Source organism: Flavobacterium sp. KY-23415, assembly GCF_055384985.1.
On the sequence record NZ_AP044001.1, the window covers coordinates 1 to 24776 of the forward strand.

Here is a 24776-nt window from a genome sequence, read left to right on the forward strand (position 1 = left end):
ATGGATAAAACTGCGCAATCGGTCTGGAAAAATTGTCTGTTGTTCATAAAAGACAACATTCAGGAACAAGCCTACAAAACATGGTTTGAACCGATACAGGCAGTTGACCTAAATGAAAACGCACTTTCTATTCAGGTACCTAGTAAATTTTTTTATGAGTGGCTAGAAGAGCATTATGTTAAACTTTTAAAAGTTTCTTTAACCAAAGAACTTGGACCAAGTGCAAAATTACTTTATAAGATCAAAATGGAAAATGCTTACGGTAATAAATTACCATTTACCGAGCAAATCCCTAGTAACAATAGGCAACCCGTAAAGACACAAGAAGTTGACGTTCCTATTGTACAAAAGAACCCAGAACTTAAAAACCCCTTTATTATTCCAGGAATTCGAAACATCAATATAGATTCGCAATTAAATTCAAACTATAGTTTTGACAATTTCCTTGAAGGAGACTCTAATAGATTAGCTAGAAGTGCCGGTTTGGCTGTTGCCAACAAACCAGGTGGAACTTCTTTCAATCCTTTATTAATTTTTGGAGGTGTTGGTCTTGGAAAAACACATTTAGCACACGCCATTGGAGTAGAAATTAAAGATAAATTTCCTGAAAAAACAGTTTTATATATTTCTGCCGAAATATTCACACAACAATATATTGACTCTGTAAAAAAGAACACAAGAAACGACTTTATACACTTTTATCAATTAATTGATGTTCTCATTATTGATGATGTTCAATTTTTATCAGGCAAAACAGGAACACAAGATGTTTTCTTTCACATATTCAACCATTTACACCAAAACGGAAAACAAGTAATTCTAACATCGGACAAAGCACCTGTTGACATGCAAGACATTGAGCAACGTTTATTATCTCGTTTCAAATGGGGACTTTCTGCCGAATTACATCAACCAGATTACGAAACACGTATTTCTATATTAAAAAATATTTTATATAGAGACGGTGTTGAAATGCCCGAAGAGATTATTGAATATGTTGCAAAAAATATAAAATCCAATGTTCGCGAACTTGAAGGAGCCATTATTTCATTAATTGCTCAATCTTCTTTTAACAAAAGAGAAGTTACTATTGAGCTAGCAAAACAAGTTGTAGAGAAATTTGTTAAAAATGTGAAACGAGAAATTTCTATTGACTACATTCAAAAAGTAGTTTCTGATTATTTCCAACTAGACATTGAAACATTACAATCGAAAACAAGAAAAAGACACGTAGTACAAGCAAGACAATTAGCTATGTTTTTTGCAAAGAAATTCACAAAATCATCTCTAGCAAACATTGGCAATCAAATTGGTGATAGGGATCACGCTACCGTACTACATGCCTGCAAAACTGTTGATAATTTAGTAACAACAGACAAGCAATTTAGAAAATTTGTTGACGATATTACTAAAAAATTATCATTATAAAATGAGTACAAAAATCTTAATGGTTTGTTTAGGTAACATTTGCCGCTCTCCTTTAGCTGAAGGAATATTACAAAGCAAACTCCCTAAAGATAAATTCATTATAGATTCTGCTGGAACAGGCGGTTGGCATGCTGGAGAATTGCCCGACAAGCGATCTATTGCTATTGCAAAAAAGCACAATATTGACATTACTAATCAAAGAGCAAGACAATTCAAAGTCACAGATTTTGATACTTTTGATTATATCTATGCAATGGACAATTCAAACTATAAAGATATTTTAAATTTAGCTCCAAATGACAAAGCCAAATCTAAAGTAAAAATTATTCTTAATGAACTGTTTCCTGAAGAGAACATTGATGTACCAGATCCATATTATGGTGGTGCTGATGGTTTTGAAAATGTATTTAACATGTTAGACCAAGCTTGCAACATCATAGCAAACAAGTTAAGTAGATAGCTTCCTAAATCTTTCACTCTTTTTTAATCAAACTAAAAGCATCATACGCAAATCTTAAACCCATTTATAATTCAAAATTATAAACCAACTCTTCTTTTTTTACTTTCCGTAAACATAAGAATAAAAACGACACAATATATTTTATTATACATTTTCTTTTAAAATAAACTAATAAAAATTATATTTTTACATTTTATCACTAAACAAAAAATATTAGTAGTATAAAGCAAAATTAAAATAGTTATTAAATTAAAATTGTGAAAAAATTAAAAAAATTATCAATTGTAATACCTGTTTACAATGAAGAAAAATTAATATCAAAAATTCTATACAAAATAGATTCAATTACACTACTTGAAGATATAGAAAAAGAGATTATTATTGTTAATGATAAATCCACCGACAACACCCAAGAAAATATTAAAAATTTCATCTCTAAAAATTCACACATAGAAATAGTTTTAGTAAATCATGAAAAAAATAAAGGCAAAGGGGCAGCTATAAGAACAGGAATAGATAAATGCAACGGAGAATATATAATAATCCAAGATGCTGACTTAGAATATGACCCGAATGAATACAACCTACTACTTAAACCTATAATAGACAATCATGCCGATGTAGTATACGGATCAAGATTTATTGGGGGAAAACCACACAGAATACTATTCTTTTGGCACACAATTGGAAACAAATTCCTAACTTCTTTATGCAATATGTTTTCAAACTTTAACCTTACAGATATGGAAACATGTTACAAAGTATTCGATTCAAAAATAATAAAATCGATAGCATTAAAAGAAAACAGATTTGGATTTGAGCCTGAAGTAACAATAAAAATATCAAGGATTCCAAAAATTCGCGTTTACGAAGTTGGGATATCATATTATGGCAGAACTTATGAAGAAGGAAAAAAAATAAACTGGAAAGATGGATTTAGTGCTATTTGGTGTATATTTAAATATGGAATTTTAAAATTCAAGTAAGAATGTGGACTACTTTTACAAACAAAAAGATTTCTTTAAAGCAAGCAAAATTTTATATTATAACATTATTTATATTATTTTTCCTTTTCAGAATATTATCTCTCCCTCCTTTTCTAACAGATTCTTATGAATATTTAGAAACCGCCACGCTTATAAGAAATTTTGAATATTTTAACAACCCAAATATTGACCATACACTATTAACTAAAAGACCTTTCGTCTATCCGCTTTTTTTAGCTTTTTTAGTACACAAAAACCCATTCGTTATTATTTCTATTCAAACCTTAATTTCAATAATAAGTTTTTTCATTTTATTAAAAGTCATTAAAAATCTCAACATTAAAATCAATAATTTTTTTGTTTTCTTTCTTATTCTTACTCCTTCAATTTATATATATACCCAACTTCTAATGACTGAGTGGCTGGTTATGTTTTGGCTACACCTTATTTTATATTTAATCTTCAAAGATTGGAGTCAAAAAAATTTTTTATACATCCAACTAATTACGTGTCTCTTAGCCTTCACAAAACCTGTTTTCTACCCATTAGTTTATATTAATTCTATTTTTTTTATCTTTTTTTTTATACAAAAAAAAACATTTAGTATTTGGTTTTTTTTACCTATACTAACATTACAACTCTATTTAAACTATAATGAAAACAAGACAGGTTTTAGGCATTTTTCGTCCATCGAAAATATAAATCTAATCAACTATAATCTATATTATTTCAAAGCCAGCCAAAACGGAAAAGAAAAAGCTGATTTATGGAAAGAAATGATATACGACAACCCTAAGACTAAACAAAAATCATTCAAAGAAACCAGTATTTATTTAAGAAACATTGGAAAAAAAGAAATTCAAGACAACCTTTTAAGCTATTCATGGTATCATTTAAAAAACAGCATAAGAGGGCTATTTGATCCTGGAAGATTTGACATAATGAGTTTTTTTAAAAAAGAAAATGGGAGCGAAGGTCTTCTTGAGGTTTTGAACGGAAATAAATCTTTTAGTTATTTATTAAACACCACATATATATATATATATCTTTTATTAATCCCTATTTTTATTTTCAATTTTTTCAAATGGTGGTATTTTATTAAATTTTTCATAAAAAACAAATTACCTCTTTTGAATTATTACATCCTTATTCTATTAATATCTTATATTGCCCTAACTGGTCCCATTAATTGCTCAAGATTCATGATGCCATTCCAAGGAATAGTTTTATTCTTTTGTATATGGCAAATCAGCAAACAGACTGTAGAGAAATATCACTAATAAACAATATTTACCTTTCAAAAAATTTTCACCATTGTTCATACTTAAACAAAAAACACCACTAACTCTTTCATTCTACAAAAAAACTCCAATAAATTATCAAAATCGCATTTAATTTATTTTTTTTAGCATTAACATGATGGTGTTTTTTATACTTTTGCAAAAAAACAAAACAACAAATCAATGAACACTTCTTTTGGTAAACTTTATTTAATTCCTTGTACATTATCAAACCCTGGAGAAACAACCGTAGCCCCAGAAGATGTTTTACCACAAACTATAAAAAGAAGTATTGATTTTATTGACCATTTTATCGTAGAAAATGAAAAAACAGCTCGTCGTTTTATAAAAAGCATTCATCCTGAAAAGAAACAATCCGAATTAATTATTTCACTTCTTAACAAACACACAGAAGTAGCTGCTCATTATGATTTCATTAAACCTTTATTGGAAGGTAAAAATGTAGGCTTATTGAGTGAATCAGGTTGTCCAGGTATTGCCGATCCTGGAGCAGTAATTGTTAAAATAGCACATGAAAAAAACATTCAGGTTGTCCCTTTAGTAGGTCCAAGCTCTATTTTATTAGCACTAATGGCAAGTGGAATGAACGGTCAAAGTTTCGCTTTCAATGGCTATTTACCTATTGATAATTACGAAAAGAAAAATGAATTGAAACATTTTGAACGATTATCGCAAGAAAAAAATCAGTCACAATTATTTATAGAAACACCTTATAGAAACAACAAATTAGTTGAGGATTTACTCCAAATTCTTCAGCCTACTACTTTTTTATGTATTGCTTGTGACATTACACTACCCACAGAATTCATCAAAACTATGACTATAAAAGACTGGAAAAAAAACAAGGTCGACTTACATAAGCGACCTTGCATTTTCATTATTCACAAAATGTAAATTTTAGTTTAGTTTTACTTTTGCATTTTTGTTAGCTGGTACATGAGAAACATCATAACCTCCAAACTTTTTAAAGTAACTTTTTAATGAAGTTCCAAAACCGTCTTTAAAACCGTTTCTACCATTACTTCTCAAGTATTTCTTAACAGAACCTGCTCCACCTAAATGTGCTGCCGCTAAAATACCAGATTCGGTAATTCTAACCCCATTAATTACTTTACCATTGTATTTTTTGATTTCTTTTCTCAATTCCCACTTGTTTATAGACAGTAAAGCTCTAAAAGCTTTGTCTTGCCAATCAGCATTTCTTAGGAATTCTTGAAAATCATTTATTCCAACACAACGTAAAGCTGTTTTTCCGAATTGGTATTTCCCCATGTAACCATAGGAATTAACCATATTCAAAATACCTCGAGATTCTTTAAATGCAAGTGCTTGTTTAAAACCTGCAAAAGTTTTTCCTACATAAGGAACAGCATTTTCGATCACTACTGTTTCGTCTTCAATTTCATTTTCATCTTCACTTGGAACATGATAGGAAACCACTTCGTTTTCCTCTAAATAAAATCCTCTTACTTTTTTAGTTTCAATTGAATTAAATCCTGATGAAACCAATACTACTAGGATGGTCAATCCTAAAAAATACGAACCTTTTCTTACCATAAATTACCATTTCTCAGGAGCTGTCACCTCACTGAAATTTGCGAGGGCAAAGATACACTTTTTTTTATAATACTGAATAGCAACATGTTAAAGTTTACTTAAAGCCAATTCTTAAATACTTTTCAACCTCAGAACACCCTTATAACTAGAGAGATAGTAAGGCTCAGCAAGAAAAATATAAAAGTAAAATTTATAAAAAAACAGGTGTCATTTTTCTATTTTAAAGATTAAAAACATCAATTTCAAGATTAAACTGATTAAAAAAAATCATATTTTAACTTATAAATAACAAATTTACAACATAAAAAAAGTTTTAAAACCATGAGGATTAAACTCACAATTTTAAAAATTTAAATTTATTCTTACTAGTTAGCTTATTATCTATTTATTCCTAATTTATTAACCCATTCACTATACTTCCTCGCATTCTCTTGATGTTGTGTGTAGTTTGATGCAAAAGCATGATAACCTGGTTTTTCAGGATTAGCACAAAAATAGATATAATCATGCTTCTCTGCGTTTAAAACAGCGTCTATTGCAGAAATATCCGGCATTGCAATTGGCCCAGGAGGCAAACCTAAGTTAATATATGTATTGTATGGTGAAATTGTACCTTGTGTATCTTTACTATATACTCGTTTAATAACCTGATCAAAATCACCTGAATTTTTCTTCATTGCAAAAATAACAGTTGGATCGGCTTGAAGCGGCATTCCTGTAGCTATTCTATTCAAATAAACTCCAGCTACCGCAGGCCTTTCATTTACTTTTACAGTTTCTTTATGCACAATTGAAGCCAAAATAGATACTTCAACTGGTGTTAGCTTTAAATTAGAAGCTTTCAACCTTCTCTCATCGTTCCAAAATTTAGTATACTCTTTTGCCATTTTATTAGCCACTTTTGAAGCTGATGTATTCCAATAGAACTCATAAGTATTTGGAATAAACATAGCCAAAATATCCTCCTCTGTAAACTTATTTTCAGATAAAAAATCAGGATTTGTAAATGCTTGTATTAATGCTATACTATCTGGTTCTATTTGAGATGCCAAACGTTGCACTAATTTATTTATACTTTCTTGATTATTAAAAGCAACACTTATAGGAATGTTACTTCGCATAGCTCTCACAATATCGAAATTTGACATCCCTTTCTTTATTCTAAATTTTCCTGCTCTAACATTTTGTGCATATTTTCTTTTTTCTGCGACAAAACTAAAATCTTCAATATTTTTTAAATAGGGCGATAAAATCTCCTTAACATCTGCATAGGTTGCATTTGTAGGGACAAAAACCTCTACTTCTTTTTCTTGAAATTTTGTGTTTGTCAAAAAAGCTTTATTATAGACATAATAAACTACAACGCCAGCAACCACAATTCCTGCAACTGCTAAAAAAGCAATGATTTTTTTCAGACTCAATGTATTATTTTTTATTATTAATTAATTGAAACATAAGCTCATCTCTATAAATTCCATTCACTTTGTTCCATTCTTTTTTTACTCCAATTTCTTTGAAGCCAAATTTAGAAAAAAGTTGCAAACTAATTTTATTTTCACTCCCTATATTTGCATATAATTGATGTAATTGCAATTGCTGAAATGCATAATTCAACAACAACTCTAATGCTTCTGAACCAATCCCCTTTGTTCTGTCTTTTCGATCTTTTATTAAAATCCCGATTCCTGCCCTATTATTTTTAGGGTCAAAATCGAATAAATCGATTAAACCAATAGTCTCTTCTGTTACATTTAAACAAATAGCTAATCGCAATTGCTTGGCTTCATATATATCTTGATGTGCATTTTCCAGATATTGCCTAATTAAAAATCGACTATAAGGAGTTTGTGTATTGCTCACTTCCCAAATTGTTTCGTCATTTTCAACTGCATAAACAAACTCCAAATCTTCTGGCTCTAACGCTCTTAAATAGATACTATTTCCTTTTAAAGTTATCAATTATTTTTCTTTATTTAATTGTTTTATCTTACTTTATATTAGACTAACAAAAGAGAATAGATGAAAGAAAACAAAATTACCTGGTCTATAAGCTAATAGACTAGTTTTTCTATTTATTGTTTTTTTTTGTATCGCCTTTAATCGTAAAAGAATTATAATGTTTATTCAACAATTATATACTACTTCTCAATTTTCCCTTCAAAAACAAATGTTGCCGGTCCTTTTAAAAACACATCTAAAAACTGTCCGTTTACCTCTTTAAAACGTACTTCTAAATTTCCTCCTTCTACATTTAATTTTACAATGCTAGAAGATGTTTTGCCTGTTTTATACATTGCTATTGCAACTGCAGCCGCACCAGTTCCGCAAGATAAAGTTTCATCTTCTACTCCTCTTTCATAGGTTCTTACTGCAAATTTGTCACTGTCAATTTGATCTACGAAGTTAATATTACTTCCTGCTACACCATACAAATCAGAATAACGAAGTTTTGCTCCTTCCTTTTTAACATCATACTGTTTTAAATTTTCAACAAGCTGTACATGATGTGGTGATCCTGTATCTAAAAAAGCATAATCATTATGCAACTCAACTTCGGTCACATTTTTCATTTGTAATGACACCATTCCTTCCTCATCTATAGTTGCAAAATGATAACCATCTATGGCTTCAAATGCAGCTTTATTCGTAATTACTCCAAGTTGCTTTGCGAAAGCTACCAAACACCTACCGCCATTACCACACATACTACTCTCATTGCCATCTGCATTATAATAAACCATTTTAAAATCATATTTCTCATGATTTTCTAATAAAATAAGCCCATCTGCACCAATGCCAAATTTTCTGTCACACAAAAAAGCAACTAATTTGGTATTATTTTTGTTAAAAGTATTTTCACGATTATCGATCATTACAAAATCGTTTCCTGTTCCTTGATATTTATAAAATGTAAGATTCATGTTTAATTCTAAAAGATTAGAACAAAGATAAAACAAAGATTGGAGGATTTAAAAATATATTGAAACAGCATCCTTTAATATCACATTTTTATATAAAATACTCATTTATATTAAGGTTTATATTTTCTTTGGTTTGTTTTTTTTGAATTGCTAACAAGATGTTAAACAATGTTAAGCGAGCGTTAAACTGATTTTTTGTATGATTTTTGTAATTAACTTTACACTATAAGAATAACAAATTAGTATTATGTTTATGAAAAATTTAGGAAGTTTATTTTTAGTATCATTACTAAGCGGTGCCGTAACTTTAGGTGCATATAAATTTTTTATTGAACCCAAAAACGAAGCATCAACAATTGCCGTAGCACCCAACTACACAAGAAATGTGAGTCTAGCTGCTGAAAATATAGATTTTACAACTGCAGCAGAAAACACGATTCATAGTGTTGTGCATGTTAAAAACATGACAATGCAACGTGTTTACAGGGACCCATTTGAGTTTTTCTTTGGTGGTGGTCGAAGTGGTGGAACACAACAACAAATGCAAGTAGGAACTGGATCTGGTGTTATTATATCCGAAGACGGATACATTGTTACCAATAATCATGTGATTGACAAAGCAAGTGAATTAGAAGTTACCTTAAATAACAATAAAACTTACAAAGCAAAACTTATTGGTACTGACTCAAAAATGGATATTGCTTTAATTAAAATTGAAAGCGATGAGAAACTACCGTTCATTACATTTGGAGATTCAGAAAATGTAAAAGTTGGTGAATGGGCTTTGGCAGTCGGAAATCCGTACAATTTAACCTCTACTGTAACTGCTGGAATTATTTCGGCAAAAGCAAGAGATTTAAGCAATGAAGGGCTACAATCTTTTATTCAAACCGATGCGGCTGTTAACCCTGGAAACAGTGGTGGTGCTTTAGTTAACACCCGTGGAGAGTTAATCGGAATTAACACCATGATTTCTTCTCCAACAGGAAGCTATACAGGCTATTCTTTTGCAGTTCCATCCAACATTACTAGAAAAATAATTGAAGATTTAATGCAATTTGGCAATGTGCAAAGAGGTATTTTGGGTATTGAAGGTGGCGATTTGAACCCAATGACTTCAAAAGAATATGGAATAGATGCTTCTGAAGGAGTATATATTGGAAAAGTTACTAAAAAATCTGGAGCAGAAAAAGCGGGCATTAAAGAAGGAGATGTTATCATAGGAATAGATGACAAAAAAATTAAAAGTTTTTCTGATCTTACTTCCTATATCAACACCAAACGTCCTGATGAAATTGTCAAAGTTAAAGTTATACGAGATAATGAAGAAAAAACGTTTCCTGTTAAATTAATTAAAAAAGAATTATTAGTGATTGAGTTTAATGGTGTTGAGTTTGAAGATCTTTCTCCAACCGAAATGAAAAAACTTAACCTAGATTATGGAATTAAGATTAAAAATGTGACCAATGAAAATTATCTTGAATACAAAGAGGATTTAGAAGGGAGTATCATTTTAAGTGTTGACAATGTTAAAGCTACAGATGCTGAAAAAGTTAGTTCTTATTTAAACAAGAAAAAAACTAAAAAGGCAAGATATAAAATCTTGTTTAAGAATAGACAAATACAAGATATTATCATGTAAAAGAGTTTAAAATAATTAAGGCTACCTATTGGATAGCCTTAATTATATGTATTACAAAAAACAATTCTCCAACACTATTTCTTAAAAATTCTAAATAGGTAAAGATACTGCATTATAAAATTCACTTTTCGTATTAATCAAGCTCATAAAACACTCCAAACTCAAAACCAAAAGCATTAAAGCCATAATTTGGCATTTGAATATTTGCATTAGAAACATGCCTAATCATTACTCTTCCATCTAAAGAAATTTTATTCAGTTTTAAATTTGTGCCCAATGCAAAAATATCACTAAATGCAAACCCTTTTTTTAATCTTTCTGTTTCAGTATCAATATACATTGGCCCAACATTTCCTAATGCATAACAAGACCAATCCTCTTTTAAATAATATCTGTAAATTAAACCCAAATTTAACACATATTCATTTATCGGTTTTAAAACCATAAACCTCGCTCTAAGCTCATCTGCAATATCACTAGACGTATAAAATTCATGCCAATAATTTAAAGACTCATGCTTTGACTGATAATAACTAGGTTCGATTAATAGTTCCCAAGTGTGCCTGTTTTTCTTTCTTAATTGAAGTTGGCAAGAAATTTTAAAAATATTACTTTCATAAAAATAATCACTATCCTGTCTTATAAACCGTTCTTGTGATGAAAATCCATAAACCACTCCAACACGTAACCATTTTTTCTGCTGCTTATTTTCTTGTGAAAAAACTGTAAAAAAATGAAATAACAAAAAAACAAAAAGTATTCTACCCTTCATTAGTACAAAATTAATTTGGGCAACAAAAATACTTTAATTTACTTCATGCTAAAATATTATTATTGTTTTTTACTTTAACACCAAGTTAAGACGTTCATGTTTCATTAAATACAATTTGAATTTATCACAGAAAAACATATAGCCTTAAAGATCCCTATTTCTTTTTTTAACCAAATAGAAAACAAAGGAAACAAGCTTAATTTAACACCTAATTCTAAATATTTTATACAGTTAAAAAAATATTTTAGGAAAACGATTGAAATGAGTACTTTTGCATAAATTTTTCAAAACAACACAATTTATATTTTACTTCATGAGTAACAATAACTTATACGAAAAAGAACTTGCTTTTCAAGCAGATAGAAGAAAAGCTTGCGTTGAACTTATTAAAATTATTAGCGATTTATGGTATGATAAATCTATTGAAATGGTTTTATTTAGAAATCAATTAATCGATAGAAACGTAAGCGATATCATTAACCTACATGAATATGCTGTCGAATTCGTTGGAAAACCAATCAATGTATTTGATTCTGTAGAGATTGCTGATGCAATTAATAGTTTAGATTTGCCACCCTCAAAAATTGATATTGGAAAACTTACTTACGAATATCATTTAGAAGATGACAAATACAACGATGCTAAAGCTTTTGTAATTGACAAGTTAAAAAATGCAAAAGACTATCACGAAATTAAACCTAAAGATGTTGTTCTTTATGGTTTTGGACGCATTGGTCGTTTATTAGCTCGTGAAATGATGAGCAAAATAGGTAAAGGTCAACAACTACGTTTGAGAGCTATTGTTACTCGCGATAAAAATGATGCGGTTCTTATTGAAAAAAGAGCTTCTTTATTACGTTATGATTCAGTTCATGGAGATTTTGAAGGTTCTGTTCAAGCTGATCCTGAAAACAGCGCATTAATTGTAAACGGTACAACGGTTCATTTAATTACTGCAAATGGTCCAGAAGAAATTGATTATACTCAATATGGCATTGAAGATGCTTTAGTAATTGATAATACAGGTGCTTTTACTACAGAAGAAGCACTACAACGTCACTTAACTTCTAAAGGAGTTGAAAAAGTATTATTGACTGCTCCTGGAAAAGGTGTTCCAAATATTGTTTATGGTGTAAATCATACAGCATTTAATCCAGATGAAGTGAACATTTATTCTGCTGCTTCTTGCACAACTAATGCCATTACTCCAATTTTAAATGTAATTGAAGACACTCTTGGGGTTACAAAAGGACATATTGAAACGATCCATGCCTATACTAACGACCAAAATTTAGTTGATAACATGCACAAAAAATACAGAAGAGGTCGTTCTGCTGCTTTAAACATGGTCATTACAGAAACTGGTGCAGGAAGTGCTGTTGCAAAAGCATTGCCTAGTTTAGCAGGGAAATTAACTTCCAATGCAATTCGTGTTCCTGTTCCTAATGGTTCTTTGGTAGTATTAAACTTGGAAGTTGATAAAACAACAACTGTAGAGGAGTTAAATAATATTATTAAGAAATATGCTTTAGAAGGAAAACTTGTTGAGCAAATTAAATATTCTTTAAACAACGAGTTAGTTTCTTCAGACATTGTTGGCACTCCCGCTCCTTCTATCTATGATAGTAATGCAACAATTGTTTCTGCTGACGGGAAAAACATTGTGATGTATGTTTGGTATGATAACGAATATGGCTATAGTCATCAAGTTATTCGTTTAGCAAAATATATTTCTAAAGTGAGACGTTTTACTTACTATTAGTAGGTAAGTACATCATAAAAAGTAAAAAGCACGCTCTTTTTAGAGTGTGCTTTTTTTGGTTAATAGCCTGATATTTTTTCCACAAAAGAAAATACCTTGAATAAATTAGAACAGTTTTGTCCCAAAACTCATATTAAAAATACTCAACTCAAAATTACTACCCTTTTTCAAAAAAAAATGTTAGTTACCTAACATTTCTATTTTTTTTTATTTTTACACATCCAACTACTATCATTAGTTACTTGAATTTACTGAAACAAAACGCTTTTTCAACAGTAATTTCAATATCATAACTGACATTCACCCTCGGATACTTACAATTTATTTATCAGTATTATTTCTTTTCTATTAAATTTCAAATAGCCTTCCTCCTGCAACTCATTGATTAATATATTTAATGTTGGTCGAGATGTACCAATTAGTGTTGCTATCTCTTTTTGGGTAAAAGGATGGCGAATAACAGTATCTCCAGAAACTGTATTTTGATAGCCGTAATCCAAGGCTAATTCTTTCAAATATTCTTTTAAACGCGTTTTTGTGTCTTTAAAAAGTAATAATTTTAGTCTTCTTTCTAATCGTTTTAACCTAAAGCCTATAAATTTATATATTTTTAAGCTCAGTTCCCTATTACCTCTAATTAGTTCTAACATTTCTTCGCTAGCTATAGGGCAAATGGAGGTGTTATTCTCTAAAACTAAGGCAAATTCATTTCTTTTTTCTTCTCCTAATATCGCTTTTTCTCCAAAAATTTCACCTTTGGATAAAATCGCAGATATGATTTCGTCTCCTTCTTCATTAACATAACCAATCTTAATTTTCCCTGTATTTATTAAATATATTTTATCGGCTGCATCTTCTTCAGAATAGATATAGTCATTTTTTGAATACTCTTTAAAGGTGTGATTGTATCCTGCTGCTTTAAATTTATGCGGACACATAATGTTGAAAAGATTAACATCTTCAAAATACCAGATTGAATTCATTTATAATTTTATTTACTCAAAGTTAATCATATTATGATAATAAAAAAATGGATTAGTTTTTCTAATCCATTTTTATCTTTTTGTTAACTATTTTTAGTTACTAATTCTTCTACTACAATAAGCACAGCAAAAAGGTTTTCTATTATTCAATTTGTTTACAACTCTATTCAACTATAACATTTTTTTCTATAATTCATTATACTAACACATGGAGATTTGTTTACATGAAAGAGAAAACCAGACCAATAGATCACAAAAAAAACAGGTATTTAATATACAAAATCTAAAACTTTAACAAAAAAGGCAATAAAAATGTATCCATTTTAAGTAAATAAACATATAAATTTGATACAGAGAAGAAACAACTATAAACATTTTTTTTAAAAAAAGCCACAAAACCTAAGTATAATTACAATAAAAATGAAATTCAAAGCCTTAACATTACTATTTTTTTTATCTATTTCACATTACATGATTTCACAAATAAAAATTACAGGACAAATAATAGATTACAATGATAATCCTGTTTCTTATGCTGAAATAATTTTACTAACAAAAGATAGTATATCAATAAAAAGTGATTTATCGAATATTGAAGGAACTTTTTATCTTGAGACAATAAATAAAGGAGACTATATAATACAAATTAGACAACTTGGTGATATTTTTTACAATCAAGAAATCAATGCTATTAATGATATTAATCTAGGAAAAATTAAAGTTGATGTCATCAAGTCGTTAAATGAAGTAGTAATAACCAATAAAAAAAAGCTAATTGAAAAAAAAATAGACAGATTAGTTTTTAATATTGAAAACAGCACTTTATCAAATGGTGGAGATGCAATTGATGCTTTAAAAATAACCCCTGGGCTTAGAGTCATAAACGACAACATAACCATGATTGGCAGAAGCAATATGAATGTAATGGTCAACGACAAATTTATTAATCTTGCAGGAGATGATTTAATCAACTATCTAAAGAATTTAAAATCTGACGACTTAAAAAAAATTGAGGTAATTACAACACCTCCTGCTAAGTATGACGCGCAAGGGAATAGTGGTCTAATTAACATTGTTACAAAATCAATAAAGAAAAACAGTTTTAACGGTAACATTAATAGCTATTTGTCTGTTGGAAAGAAAACATTTGGTAAAGGAGGACTAAATTTAAATTACCAAAAAAACAAATTAACTGTTAGTACAAAATCTAGCTATGCAAATGGAAGCACTTCACCATATCAAGAATACACCCTAGAATACCCAAATTATTTTTGGTCAGAAAGAAATGACAAAAGAAATTTTATCAATAACTTAACCAACAACTTAACAATTGACTATAAAATATCTCCAAGAATAAGGATAGGAACAGACTTATCAAATGGATATAGTCAACCTTTAATTAAAACACAAAACAACTCCTCAATTTTTAATACATCCAAAACATTAGATTCTATAATTAGAAATAATTCTAGAATTGAAATGTTAAGAAAAAGTAATACTGCTAATTTATACTCGATAATTAAACTAGACACTATTGGAACAAAGTTGAATTTTGATTTAACTTATCTAAATTATAATTATAACACCGATAACGAATTTTATAGTAATTCTTATTTCGCAAATGGAGAAATTAAACCAAACAATTATTTTTCGGCCAATAATAATAGTCTCTTAAATATTGATATTTTCACAACACAACTTGATTTAGATTTACCCTTAAAATGGGCAAGTTTAAATATGGGGACTAAATTCACTTCCATTAAGAATCGCAGTGATGTAGCTTTTTTCAATACCACTGAAGGCACCCCTATATTAGATCCACTACAAACAAATATTTTTAAATATGATGAAAACATACAGGCTTTTTATTTTAGCGGAACTAAGAATTTGTCTGAAAAAATACAATGCCAAATAGGTTTAAGAGCAGAAAACACTCAAACAGAAGGTTTCTCTGAAACATTGAATCAAAAAAGCAAAAATAATTATTTCAAGTTGTTTCCAACATTTTTCTTAAATTATTCAATTAATGATTACAAGATTGCTTCTTTAACTTACAACAAAAGAATCAACAGACCTTCATATAATGACTTAAACCCGTTTAGATTCTACACGACATCTTTCAATTATGGAGAGGGTAATCCATATTTACAGCCATACATAACTCACAACATTGAATTATCATATATATATAAAAACTCATACACAATGCTATATGCATCTAATATTGAAAATGGATTTGATCAAGTTACCTATGTAGAACCTAATTCCATAACACAACGAATAACACCAAATAATTTTTATAATCAAGTAAATTATGGTTTTTTTGAAGGATATGGTTTTAATTACAAAGATATATGGGAAAACAACTCAGATATATCAATATACTACACCAAAACAAATTCCAAAATTGCAACTATTGTACCTTCTATTGAAACTTGGTCGTGCAGTATAAACACTAATAATTCAATAAACATAGACAAAAAGAAACTCTTCAAAGCAGAACTTGGATTTTTATATCAATTTCCATCTTTAGCAGGTAGCTACAAACTATCAAGCTTTTATCAATTAAACATCGGTTTTCGAAGTAGCTTCCTGAATAAAAAATTACAATTTGCAATAAATGCCTCTGATGTTTTAAAAACGACCAAACAAATATTTACTCAAAATGTAAATGGAATTCAACAATCAAATTTAGATTATGGAGATTTAAGAAGAATAAAATTTTCTTTAACCTATAATTTTGGTAATGATTTAAAAATAAACAAACGAAAAGACGCTAATGAAGATGAAAAAAAACGAATAAAATAATTTTAAAAAAAGCTTGCAAGCAAAGAGCGAATAAAAAATTAATCTCTATAAACTATGATTAATGTTTAACACACAAATTTTATAATCATGAAAAAATTCTTTATGAAAAGTAATGATTTAGAAACATTAAAAACAAATGTTTCTAAATTCGAAAACCCAGCTTTAAAAAATGCTGCTTTAGGTGTAATCTCTAATGAGGACCTTGGAGGTAGTGCTTATTCAAAAGTAGTAGAATGGGGTAAACTTGTATGGTCAAGAGGAATTATTATTGTTAACGAATAATAATTCTAAATAACAACAAGCCCTGAAAAGGGCTTGTTTAAAACAAACAAACAAATGAAAATAGAAAGCATAGTAGTAAAAATTGCAAGTAGATGTAATATAAATTGCACCTACTGTTACATGTACAATCATGATGATCTATCCTATTTAAAACAACCTAAATTCATATCTGAAGAAACAACAATAAATTTTGTAGATAGATTATTAGAACAAGCTAAAGCAAAAGACATAAAAGAATATTCAATATGTTTGCATGGTGGCGAACCAATGCTATTGGGTAAAGAAAAATTAAAAAAATTTATAAGCTTTTTTGATAAACTAACAAAAAACGGTATAACAGTTCAATTCACAATGCAAACTAATGGTATTTTGATTGATGACGACTGGTGCAATATTTTTAAAGAATTAAATATTGGTGTTGGAATTAGTTTAGATGGACCGAAAGAGGTTAATGATTACTACAGAGTAGATCATAACAATGAAGGTACTTTTGACAGGGTAGTTAAAGGAATTAATACTATGACTAAAAACAAAATACCTACAGGTACATTATCTGTAATGAATCTACATGCTAATCCTGTAGAAATGTTCAATCATTTTATTAATATGAAGCTATCTTTTGTAGATATTCTATTCATGGATTTAAATTATGATAACTTTGAAAGATTCATAACTCCAGATTTAAAATACTCAATGTCAGAATGGTATATTCAATTATTTGATTTATGGTTTAATAATAGATCTAATAATTTTAAATTTAGACTCTTTGATGATTTCATTGGAAATATACTTGGAGGCAATACTTCCGCAGATTTTGTAGGAACAGCAGATAAAAACATATTAGTTCTTGAAACCAATGGAGATATGGAGCCTGTAGACTCATTAAAAATTTGTGGTGACTCTTTTACAAAAAGAAACTATAATGTTAAAGAAAGTAGCATCACAGATTTAGCTGAAAATGATTTGATACTATTATATCATAAAAGTGGCACTTTTGTTTCAAAAAAATGTTTAGCTTGTCCTGTTAAAGAACTTTGCGGTGGTGGTTACTTAGCTCATAGATATAGTTCTAAAAACGGTTTTAATAATCCGTCAATTTATTGTGATGATCTTTTGAAGTTAATAACTCACATACAAAATAGAATAGTAGACGAATTACCCGAAAATTATAGAAAAGAAAGTGGCATTGAAAAATTAACTTATGAAAATGCAGTTAAAATTATTGAAGAAACATTACCCACAATTCCAGAACCAAACTACACAGAGTTTTTAGAAAGTTTTGCATTATCCACTAAAGTTAATTCTCTACAAAATTAAATATTTAACAAAAAAATAAAATTGCATCATAGAAAATGATTAAAAAATTCCCTTTTATAAAACAATTGGACAGCCAAGACTGTGGTTTTGCTTGTTTGAAAATGGTTTGTAAATATTATAATAATAATTTTGGAGTTGATAATAAAATCATCAGTGATGCAAATCTATTAAAACAAGGCATTTCAATATCAGATTTAGAAAAAACATCTAAGAACATTGGCTTTGAAACATTAATTGTTAAATTAGATTTTGAAACTGCAATTAAAAACATTTCACTCCCTGCTATCTTCTTTTGGAATCAAAATCATTATGTTGTTGTTTATAAAGTAACAAAAAATAAAATATATGTAGCTGACCCTGCTTTTGGGAAAACAATATATAGAAAAGAAGAATTCTTAAAAGGATGGACACAAAATAAAGAAGAAGGAATTATACTATTACTAGAACCAACAGATGAAATATATAAATCTGTCGAAAATAACCAACCTCAAAAAGTAAATTTAAACTATGTAACTAAGTATTTAAAAAAACATAAAATTCAATTATATTTAATTTCCATAACACTTTTACTTTCATCATGTATTGAACTCATATTTCCTTTTTTTACACAAAAAATAATTGATAAAGGAGTAAAATTTCAAAATATTGACTACATATATCTTGTTTTAATTGCACAAATAATAATTTTCATAAGTCGAATAGGCCTTCAATTTTATAGATCATGGCTTTTTATACATATAAGTAGTAGAATAAGTTTATCTATAATTTCAGATTTTCTAATTAAACTCATGAAGTTGCCTATACGTTTTTTCAACTCAAAAAATATTGGCGATTTAATTCAAAGAATTCATGATCACAAAAGAATAGAAGAATTTTTATCTCAAGATCTAATACAAACTGTTTTTTCATTTTTTAGTATTATTATATATTCTTCCATTTTATTCTATTTTAACCTAAACATCTTTTTAGTTGTTATAATTAGTACTGTCATTGAACTTTTATGGATATTTAGTTTTTTAGAAAAAATTAGAATTAATGACTATAAGAACTTCGCTTTACAATCAAACGATCAAAACAAAATCTACGAACTCATTTCATCTATTCAAGAAATAAAATTAAATAACTTAGAGAATCAAAAAACAAAACAATGGCAAGAAATACAAAAAAAATTATATTTCAATAATATAGAAAAATTAAAAATAACCCAAAAATATGAAAGCTATAAATTCATAAATTTTTTCCAAACTATTCTTGTCATTTTTTTTGCTTCAATCGCTGTTATGAACGAAAATTTAACAATTGGAACAATGCTTTCAATTATGTTCATAATTGGCGGTCTAAATGGTCCTATAAGTCAATTTATTAATTTTGTTTTACAGTTTCAACTTGTAAAAGTAAGTTTTGAAAGACTAAACGAAATACACAACAAAAAAGATGAAGAGAACTTATCAGAAATAAATGAATTAAATAGCATCTTAGACATACAATTAGAAAATATTAATTTCTCCTACGACAACAAAACAATTATTTTAAAAGATATCAATTTAATAATACCCAAAAACAAAACAACTGCTATTGTTGGAGTTAGCGGAAGTGGAAAAACATCTCTTTTAAAATTATTATTAAAATTTCACAAACAAAAAAATGGAATTGTAAAAGTTGGCAAATATGAATTAGACCAAATAAACAACCAGCTATGGAGAAATAAATGCGGGGTAATTCTTCAAGATAGTGTCATCTTCTCAGATACTATAATATATAATATAACCTTAGAAGATAATCCTGATTTAAATAATTTTAATAAAGCATTAGAATTAGCAAATATAAAATCATTTGTAGATGGATTACCTTTAAAAGAAAATACTATTATTGGAGCAGAAGGTATTGGAATAAGTCAAGGTCAAAAGCAAAGAATATTTATTGCTAGAGCTATATATAAAAATCCAGATTATTTATTTTTTGATGAAGCTACTAATGCATTGGACGCAGAAAACGAAAAAATAATTGTTAATAATATAGACTCTTATTTTCAAAACAAAACAATGATAATTGTAGCGCATCGACTATCAACTGTTAAAAATGCTGACCAAATAATTGTATTAGACGAAGGGAATCTAATTGAAAAAGGAACGCATGACGAATTAATTCAATTAAAAGGAAAGTATTATAGCTTAATTAAAAACCAATTAGAACTAGGCGAATAATGAATAACAATAAAGACATACTTGGCAAAATTTCTCATAAATTCACAATAATAGGTATTATCATATCTATTTTTAGTGTACTAGCTATCATTTTTGCTTTTAAAATATTATTTTATCAATAAAATTGATCTTTTAAAGAAAAAAATACGAAAAATAGTAATTACTTTTTTTTGTAGTACTGCTTTTTAGTTTTAACTAACAACTTTCCCTCATAAAAACCTAACTTAGTTACAATTTTATTAAACAGAACATATTTAAAACAAAATTAAACTCCTCACATACTCGCAATCTATTTATAGTTATTCTTTTAATCCTTAAATACTAATTACAGATAGTAATTATATTTGATACTAAATAAAATATACATATTAAAAAACATTATAACCTTTAAAAACACAAATGATTTTAAATCTAAAGAAACAATTGCTTAACATAAACTTAGTTTTAAGCAAATAAAAATTTTGTAAATTTATACTTAATAATAAATCAAATAAACAAATTATGAAAATCTTTCAAAAAGCAATAATGCTTTCAGCATTTTGTGTTTTATTTTCTTGTGAAACAGAGGAAAGTATTACAGAAATGGAAACAAAATCAACAGCTAAAACTGAAAAAACATCTGAAGTACGTTTTGACGTGTACATTCAGTTAGAAGATTGGCAAACAGGGCAATCTGTTCCCGCAAATACCTTACCTGGTTATAGTGCTACAAATGTAGATACTGGAGCTACTTTTTATGACTCTATGTATGAAGTAGGTCTTTTTGAGAACCTTCCTGTTGGAACCTATAGATTTGATGCTCGTGATGGTTATTTTGATGGTGCTTCTTCTGCAATTGTAGAAGTTATTCCAGCAAACGAAACTCCAGATGGTTGGATTATTGCTACTTTAAAATATTGGTCGGAATAAAACATTCTGATTAAAAAACTGTCCAAAAATAGATTTTATCATTTTAGTGCTATGACAAAACTAATTTTGGACAGCTTTAAATTATTTCATTTTAGCCTTTTGTTCTTCATACAAACTGATACATTTCTTTTCAAAATCAAAATAAATAGCATCACTAAAATTTTCGATAGTAGTTTCTGGAAATACTATTTTTTCATTAATTAATGGCAATTTTATCAGTTTTTCATCAATAACAGCATAAAAATTACCAATATAATTACTAGTTAAAAGATCAACAGTCGATTTTCCACTTCCCTCTTTTACTTTTTCGCCATATTTTGTCCAGCTAATATCATAATCCGTTCGAGTTATTTTTATGAGTTGCATTTTATTTGTTACCTTATTATACAAAAACTCATTAATAAACCCTGAACGCCCATAATCATTCCAAAACTCAAAACCTTTCTTCGTTTCGACTAAGGTATTTCCGAAATTTAAACTTGGAATTCCTTGACTTTCCATTTTTTTAAAGTGCTGTATAGATAATAAACACACTAATTTCTTTGTATCGCTATCAATATAAACCGTGTCTTTTATGGAATCTCCATCAAAATCCTTAATAATTCTTCGTGTAGATTGTGCTACAATACAATTAGATAATAATATAAAAAATAGGATATATCTCATTATGTTTCGTTTATACATCAAGATTACAATAATAAAATAAACTTATTCAATGATACTAAATTGAACATGCATTTTAATTTAAGTTGTACTAAAAATTATCATTTATAACTTGAATTTAATTGTATTAAAATAGCTGAATTGTGCTACACAAACAAAGTCAAAAAAAACTTTTTTTATAAATTCTTTGAAAAAGTTTTGAAATAGCAAAACCCATAGTGGTTAGTCATTATTCTTTTTCTTTGGTTTCCAATATATTTTCTCAATTTCAAATTTCTTTGTTTCCGAATTAAAGTTGTAAAATATAGAATTTCCTATTAAACAGTCTTCATAATTTTCTTTTGTCAAATACCATGAACTTCCAATTTCTATTTTATTTTTATTTGAGAAATCAAACTCGAAAATTGGATCGTCCAATTCCTTAAATTTTTCTTCACAATTTTCATTTCCTTCTTCTTTCTTCAATTGTGTTTTAAAGTCCGAAAAGATAGTTTTTTCATCTAAGTACTCTTTTAATCTGTTAGATTTCACTTCGTAAAAACACAGAAAATTTCCATCTCCAACAATATCATCCGTAATAACAATATATGAGTTTTCAGCTGTTTTATATATATTTATTGACCAAAAACCATCAACAATTGAAAAACCAGCTCTATTTGGTTCAAAATATTTTTGATTAAAATAATCAGGACTTTCATCTATGTAATAATCATTTTCTTTTATTTCATTATACCATTTCATTCTATCCTCTATTTTCCACTCCCAACTTGAAAAAACACTGTCGGGCAAAAGTAGAACAATATCTAGTAGGTCCTTATTTTTTTTAAAATCTATTGAAACTTTGTTTTTTAAATTTTCAACTTTTATTGTGTCTTCAAGATTCGATGTAGTTCTAACAGTTACTTGAGTTTTATTTTTACAAGATACAAGTGTAATCGTCAATAATAGAAATAGAATTTGTTTCATTTTTGTTGTTTTTAATTATAAGATATTGAAACGTCAGTCCGTATAAAACATCTTTTATTTTGTTTGTTACAAAAGTGAAATAGTAAGTTTATACAATATTAAAAAGACTATTGAAAACCTTGATTTATAAAGCATTTTGAAAGAATCAAAAATGCAGCAATGTTTTTTTAAAAATTAATACGTTCCAATGAAAAACTATTGTTTTTTCTTGTGCTAATTTAATCGATTGCTGAAATCTAACTTTTAAACTTCTATAATTTAAAATTGGCTCACCTATGTTTATTAATAATTTCTTCATGTCTAATCATTGACCTAGAAGCATCGAAATAAATTTCTGTTGCTCTATAATATTCCCCTACATCGTTTAAAAATTTATCACACAACCCGAATGATTGCTGACGAGTAATCTTTGATATTTTGAAATAATCATATATCATATTATACTCATCAGAAACATAAATCACTTTAAAAGCAGTTTCGCAGCTCAAACCGTTTCCACCATAAGCAATTACCTTTCTAATATCTCTATATCTTTTTTGAAACCTTTTCCATTCAGTTTCTGGTTTTCCCAATTTAAATAATGCATATCCTAATTGATTATTTGCGTTTAAACTTACAGGATTTTTTTCTAAAATCATTTTGGCTTCTTTAACAACATTTTCATAATCTTCGTTTTCTGCAAATGTATTTAGTTTTTCTTCTCTTGGTTTGTTCTTTAAATAGTCTTCTTGAAATGAAAAACCGTAATAAATTAAGGCGTTTTCTTCTAAGGTTAATGTGGTATCAAAGTCATTAAATCTTTTCAAAAGTTTCGGATAATAGCTTTGTGAGTTTATATCTTCAACTCTAGATTTTATCTCGTCGAAGTTTATACGTATTTCATCTTGCGCAAAAGAAAAATCAAAAACAAATAAGGAAAATATTAAAATTATATATTGCTTCATATTAGTTGATAAATAGTGTTAATGTTGCAGCAAAATTTTAGTAAAAAAAATTAAAAACAACTTTAGCAAATATAGAGAAACCTTATAAAAATCATGCTGTTTTCTACCAAGAAATCCAAAACAAAACTATAGAATTTAACAGCTGTTTCACAATGATTTTATTCAATCCACATTCCAACTTTTGTTTTATTCCAACAACCTTTTTCTTTAACAAATAGGTATTCAATTCCAGAACCTAAAGTATTTACCCTTAAATATACTTTGTCTCTTCTTTTATTAAAAATTGGATTCTTTATCATCAAAAAGTAATCTTTATTTTCTTTTAGTTTATTTGCTACGTTTTGTTCGGAAGCTTTATTCCTAATTTCTTCTATACTTAATTTCTCTGAAGAATATTTACAAAGATCAAATATTTTAAATCCTTTCTGTTTTAATAAATCAAATTCAATTTTATTTTTTGCTTCAAATTGTTTTGTAATGAATAAAGTATCCTCTTCCACAAGTAATTCAGAAAGATAATCTATATCACTAATCTCTTTTCCCTCTTCACTAAAATCAATTAATAATAAGTTAGGTGTCCAATCAAAGTTTGAAATTAATGTATTTTTGGAAGTAATAATTTTTAGGTGTGTTGTATCTGATAAAATTTCACAAATAAATTCAGTTGATTCGGTATTCTCTTTTTTAGTTTTACAACTAAATAACAATAAAATAAATAACATTTGAATTACTTTTTTCATAATACTGTGAACAATCGCTACTTTTTGCAGATGCATAAATTTATGATAAAAGAGTATTTGCACAAAACTCCTTGCTTGATTTTCGAAAACCATTACATTTTGTCTAGAATTGTTGATAGTTTAACATTTTT

General features: G+C 28.0%; 22 protein-coding genes. 12 read left to right on the top strand and 10 right to left on the bottom strand.

The window, feature by feature from the left end; all coding sequences use genetic code 11:
• From dnaA to ACZ49Z_RS00025, 5 genes are all read left to right on the top strand, one after another.
• Positions 1 to 1428 carry a chromosomal replication initiator protein DnaA gene (dnaA, locus tag ACZ49Z_RS00005; protein WP_464306157.1) on the top strand — a complete coding sequence of 476 codons (1428 nt, stop codon included), beginning with the start codon at positions 1 to 3 and terminating at the stop codon, positions 1426 to 1428.
• A 1-nt stretch (position 1429) separates the two neighbouring features.
• Complete coding sequence (locus ACZ49Z_RS00010; protein ID WP_464306158.1) at positions 1430 to 1888, top strand: low molecular weight protein-tyrosine-phosphatase; 459 nt, start codon at positions 1430 to 1432, stop codon at positions 1886 to 1888.
• 254 nt (positions 1889 to 2142) lie between these two features.
• Positions 2143 to 2874: a glycosyltransferase family 2 protein gene (locus ACZ49Z_RS00015; protein WP_464308086.1), complete on the top strand. Its 732-nt coding sequence runs from the start codon at positions 2143 to 2145 to the stop codon at positions 2872 to 2874.
• Positions 2875 to 3284: 410 nt separating this feature from the next.
• Positions 3285 to 4154 (top strand): hypothetical protein, encoded by an 870-nt coding sequence (locus ACZ49Z_RS00020; RefSeq protein ID WP_464306159.1) that lies wholly within the window; start codon positions 3285 to 3287, stop codon positions 4152 to 4154.
• Positions 4155 to 4337: 183 nt separating this feature from the next.
• Complete coding sequence (locus ACZ49Z_RS00025; protein WP_464306160.1) at positions 4338 to 5069, top strand: SAM-dependent methyltransferase; 732 nt, start codon at positions 4338 to 4340, stop codon at positions 5067 to 5069.
• Between the two features lie 3 nt (positions 5070 to 5072).
• Here the strand turns inward: ACZ49Z_RS00025 and ACZ49Z_RS00030 are convergent, their stop codons facing one another.
• The 4 genes from ACZ49Z_RS00030 to dapF all read right to left on the bottom strand — a co-directional run bounded on the left by ACZ49Z_RS00030 (position 5073) and on the right by dapF (position 8653).
• The gene (locus ACZ49Z_RS00030) at positions 5073 to 5732 is read right to left on the bottom strand and encodes a peptidoglycan-binding protein LysM (protein WP_464306161.1); all 660 of its coding nucleotides are present in this window, start codon (positions 5730 to 5732) and stop codon (positions 5073 to 5075) included.
• 377 nt (positions 5733 to 6109) lie between these two features.
• Positions 6110 to 7153, bottom strand: coding sequence for an endolytic transglycosylase MltG (gene mltG / locus ACZ49Z_RS00035; protein ID WP_464306162.1), 1044 nt, complete (start codon positions 7151 to 7153; stop codon positions 6110 to 6112).
• 4 nt (positions 7154 to 7157) lie between these two features.
• Positions 7158 to 7691, bottom strand: coding sequence for a GNAT family N-acetyltransferase (locus ACZ49Z_RS00040; RefSeq protein ID WP_464306163.1), 534 nt, complete (start codon positions 7689 to 7691; stop codon positions 7158 to 7160).
• A 179-nt stretch (positions 7692 to 7870) separates the two neighbouring features.
• Positions 7871 to 8653, bottom strand: coding sequence for a diaminopimelate epimerase (gene dapF, locus ACZ49Z_RS00045; protein ID WP_464306164.1), 783 nt, complete (start codon positions 8651 to 8653; stop codon positions 7871 to 7873).
• 253 nt (positions 8654 to 8906) lie between these two features.
• On the opposite strand from dapF, the gene ACZ49Z_RS00050 reads away from it, so the two are divergent.
• Positions 8907 to 10295: a S1C family serine protease gene (locus ACZ49Z_RS00050; RefSeq protein WP_464306165.1), complete on the top strand. Its 1389-nt coding sequence runs from the start codon at positions 8907 to 8909 to the stop codon at positions 10293 to 10295.
• A gap of 133 nt (positions 10296 to 10428) precedes the next feature.
• Here the strand turns inward: ACZ49Z_RS00050 and ACZ49Z_RS00055 are convergent, their stop codons facing one another.
• The gene (locus ACZ49Z_RS00055) at positions 10429 to 11067 is read right to left on the bottom strand and encodes an acyloxyacyl hydrolase (protein ID WP_464306166.1); all 639 of its coding nucleotides are present in this window, start codon (positions 11065 to 11067) and stop codon (positions 10429 to 10431) included.
• A gap of 313 nt (positions 11068 to 11380) precedes the next feature.
• Here ACZ49Z_RS00055 and ACZ49Z_RS00060 point away from each other — a divergent pair, with 313 nt between their 5' ends.
• Positions 11381 to 12829, top strand: a complete 1449-nt coding sequence (locus ACZ49Z_RS00060; protein ID WP_464306167.1) for a glyceraldehyde-3-phosphate dehydrogenase — start codon at positions 11381 to 11383, stop codon at positions 12827 to 12829.
• 314 nt (positions 12830 to 13143) lie between these two features.
• Here the strand turns inward: ACZ49Z_RS00060 and ACZ49Z_RS00065 are convergent, their stop codons facing one another.
• Positions 13144 to 13812: a Crp/Fnr family transcriptional regulator gene (locus ACZ49Z_RS00065; RefSeq protein WP_464306168.1), complete on the bottom strand. Its 669-nt coding sequence runs from the start codon at positions 13810 to 13812 to the stop codon at positions 13144 to 13146.
• Positions 13813 to 14232: 420 nt separating this feature from the next.
• Here ACZ49Z_RS00065 and ACZ49Z_RS00070 point away from each other — a divergent pair, with 420 nt between their 5' ends.
• From ACZ49Z_RS00070 to ACZ49Z_RS00090, 5 genes are all read left to right on the top strand, one after another.
• A complete protein-coding gene (locus ACZ49Z_RS00070) occupies positions 14233 to 16620 on the top strand; it encodes an outer membrane beta-barrel protein (RefSeq protein ID WP_464306169.1) in 2388 nt (795 codons plus the stop codon).
• Between the two features lie 87 nt (positions 16621 to 16707).
• Positions 16708 to 16902, top strand: coding sequence for a hypothetical protein (locus ACZ49Z_RS00075; RefSeq protein WP_464306170.1), 195 nt, complete (start codon positions 16708 to 16710; stop codon positions 16900 to 16902).
• A gap of 54 nt (positions 16903 to 16956) precedes the next feature.
• Entirely contained in the window at positions 16957 to 18219 is a 1263-nt protein-coding gene (locus tag ACZ49Z_RS00080) for a radical SAM protein (protein ID WP_464306171.1), read from the top strand.
• Between the two features lie 35 nt (positions 18220 to 18254).
• Positions 18255 to 20423 (top strand): peptidase domain-containing ABC transporter, encoded by a 2169-nt coding sequence (locus tag ACZ49Z_RS00085; protein ID WP_464306172.1) that lies wholly within the window; start codon positions 18255 to 18257, stop codon positions 20421 to 20423.
• 501 nt (positions 20424 to 20924) lie between these two features.
• Positions 20925 to 21332, top strand: coding sequence for a hypothetical protein (locus ACZ49Z_RS00090; RefSeq protein WP_464306173.1), 408 nt, complete (start codon positions 20925 to 20927; stop codon positions 21330 to 21332).
• 81 nt (positions 21333 to 21413) lie between these two features.
• On the opposite strand, the gene ACZ49Z_RS00095 is transcribed toward ACZ49Z_RS00090, so the two are convergent.
• From ACZ49Z_RS00095 to ACZ49Z_RS00110, 4 genes are all read right to left on the bottom strand, one after another.
• Positions 21414 to 21998 (bottom strand): hypothetical protein, encoded by a 585-nt coding sequence (locus ACZ49Z_RS00095; protein ID WP_464306174.1) that lies wholly within the window; start codon positions 21996 to 21998, stop codon positions 21414 to 21416.
• A gap of 219 nt (positions 21999 to 22217) precedes the next feature.
• A complete protein-coding gene (locus ACZ49Z_RS00100) occupies positions 22218 to 22961 on the bottom strand; it encodes a hypothetical protein (protein ID WP_464306175.1) in 744 nt (247 codons plus the stop codon).
• A 269-nt stretch (positions 22962 to 23230) separates the two neighbouring features.
• Positions 23231 to 23905 carry a DUF4919 domain-containing protein gene (locus ACZ49Z_RS00105; RefSeq protein WP_464306176.1) on the bottom strand — a complete coding sequence of 225 codons (675 nt, stop codon included), beginning with the start codon at positions 23903 to 23905 and terminating at the stop codon, positions 23231 to 23233.
• A 158-nt stretch (positions 23906 to 24063) separates the two neighbouring features.
• On the bottom strand, positions 24064 to 24645 hold the full coding sequence (locus ACZ49Z_RS00110) for a hypothetical protein (RefSeq protein WP_464306177.1): 582 nt from the start codon (positions 24643 to 24645) through the stop codon (positions 24064 to 24066).
• Positions 24646 to 24776: the final 131 nt, after the last annotated feature.

Bases quoted from the DNA above. Each gene is read 5' to 3' on its own strand.
- ACZ49Z_RS00105 (WP_464306176.1), bottom strand. From the start codon at position 23,905: ATGAAGCAATATATAATTTTAATATTTTCCTTATTTGTTTTTGATTTT.
- ACZ49Z_RS00090 (WP_464306173.1), top strand. From the start codon at position 20,925: ATGAAAATCTTTCAAAAAGCAATAATGCTTTCAGCATTTTGTGTTTTA.
- ACZ49Z_RS00010 (WP_464306158.1), top strand. From the start codon at position 1,430: ATGAGTACAAAAATCTTAATGGTTTGTTTAGGTAACATTTGCCGCTCT.
- ACZ49Z_RS00085 (WP_464306172.1), top strand. From the start codon at position 18,255: ATGATTAAAAAATTCCCTTTTATAAAACAATTGGACAGCCAAGACTGT.
- ACZ49Z_RS00050 (WP_464306165.1), top strand. From the start codon at position 8,907: ATGAAAAATTTAGGAAGTTTATTTTTAGTATCATTACTAAGCGGTGCC.
- ACZ49Z_RS00025 (WP_464306160.1), top strand. From the start codon at position 4,338: ATGAACACTTCTTTTGGTAAACTTTATTTAATTCCTTGTACATTATCA.
- dnaA (WP_464306157.1), top strand. From the start codon at position 1: ATGGATAAAACTGCGCAATCGGTCTGGAAAAATTGTCTGTTGTTCATA.
- ACZ49Z_RS00080 (WP_464306171.1), top strand. From the start codon at position 16,957: ATGAAAATAGAAAGCATAGTAGTAAAAATTGCAAGTAGATGTAATATA.
- ACZ49Z_RS00070 (WP_464306169.1), top strand. From the start codon at position 14,233: ATGAAATTCAAAGCCTTAACATTACTATTTTTTTTATCTATTTCACAT.
- ACZ49Z_RS00020 (WP_464306159.1), top strand. From the start codon at position 3,285: ATGACTGAGTGGCTGGTTATGTTTTGGCTACACCTTATTTTATATTTA.
- ACZ49Z_RS00110 (WP_464306177.1), bottom strand. From the start codon at position 24,645: ATGAAAAAAGTAATTCAAATGTTATTTATTTTATTGTTATTTAGTTGT.
- ACZ49Z_RS00100 (WP_464306175.1), bottom strand. From the start codon at position 22,961: ATGAAACAAATTCTATTTCTATTATTGACGATTACACTTGTATCTTGT.
- ACZ49Z_RS00075 (WP_464306170.1), top strand. From the start codon at position 16,708: ATGAAAAAATTCTTTATGAAAAGTAATGATTTAGAAACATTAAAAACA.
- ACZ49Z_RS00095 (WP_464306174.1), bottom strand. From the start codon at position 21,998: ATGAGATATATCCTATTTTTTATATTATTATCTAATTGTATTGTAGCA.
- ACZ49Z_RS00030 (WP_464306161.1), bottom strand. From the start codon at position 5,732: ATGGTAAGAAAAGGTTCGTATTTTTTAGGATTGACCATCCTAGTAGTA.
- ACZ49Z_RS00065 (WP_464306168.1), bottom strand. From the start codon at position 13,812: ATGAATTCAATCTGGTATTTTGAAGATGTTAATCTTTTCAACATTATG.
- ACZ49Z_RS00055 (WP_464306166.1), bottom strand. From the start codon at position 11,067: ATGAAGGGTAGAATACTTTTTGTTTTTTTGTTATTTCATTTTTTTACA.
- dapF (WP_464306164.1), bottom strand. From the start codon at position 8,653: ATGAATCTTACATTTTATAAATATCAAGGAACAGGAAACGATTTTGTA.
- ACZ49Z_RS00060 (WP_464306167.1), top strand. From the start codon at position 11,381: ATGAGTAACAATAACTTATACGAAAAAGAACTTGCTTTTCAAGCAGAT.